Annotated in this window: 1 protein-coding gene; it reads left to right on the top strand. The window is 54.5% G+C overall.

Annotated features, from left to right (window positions below; all coding sequences use genetic code 11):
• Positions 1-79 precede the first annotated feature (79 nt).
• On the top strand, positions 80-984 hold a 905-nt coding region (holB, locus tag ACTHUM_RS15245), incomplete at its 3' end, for a DNA polymerase III subunit delta' (RefSeq protein ID WP_440403319.1).

Raw genomic sequence — 984 nt, 5'->3', positions numbered from 1 at the left:
GTTTATTAAAGGCCGTCTGAAACCTTTTTCAGACGGCCTGAGAGTATAATAACCACCTACCTTATAGTTCCCAAACGATATGATTTATCCATGGCATGAAACCCAATGGCAACAGCTCGCCGCCCATTGGCAAAACCGTCCCAACGCCTGGCTGTTTACCGGCAAAGAAAATACCGGCAAAACCGAGTTTGCCCGCTTTGTCGCGCAGGCATTGCTGTGCGAATCGCCCAAGTCCGGTCATGAACCCTGCGGCGAGTGTGCTTCGTGTCATTTATTCAGCCAAAATACCCATCCCGACTTTTATGAACTCACGCCGGAAATTCCCGAAGACGAGGCAACAGGACGCAAACTCCTGCAAATCAAAATCGATGCCGTGCGCGATATTGTGGAAAACATTTACCTGACTGCTGTCCGTGGCGGCCTGCGCGTGGTATTGGTGCATCCGGCGGAAAGCATGAACACACAGGCGGCAAACGGTTTGTTGAAAGCTCTGGAAGAGCCGCCGCAACACGTCGTTTTCCTGCTCGTTACCCATGCACGCGACAAACTCCTGCCCACCATCAAAAGCCGTTGCCGCCAGATGGTGCTGCCCTCGCCTACCCATGAGCAGGCTGCGGCATACCTGCGCCAACAGGGCGTGGAAAATGCCGAAGCCATGTTGGCATTCCACAGCGGCGCACCTTTATTCACGCCGACTCCAGAATTGGACGCATTACGCGAAGAGTTGCTGACGCTGCTGGCTGCCCCGCGCCTGTTGGCCATACTCGACTACGCCGCCGCGTTCGACAAACAAAAACAACCGCTGGCCGTTTTCATCGACTGGCTGCAAAAGTGGCTGATGGATGTCGGCTTGGCACAACAAAACATGGCGCCGCTTTATTATCCGCACCATGCCCAAGCCCGGCTTCAGACAGCCTCTAAAACCGATTCACGCAAGCTGTTTGCCCTATTGGGCCGTCTGAACGCGCTCAACCCTTACGGATA

The sequence above is a fragment of the Neisseria sp. P0021.S006 genome (genome assembly GCF_051956895.1).
Note: the sequence above shows the minus strand (reverse complement) of the source record. Positions and strands in the feature narration are given on the sequence as shown.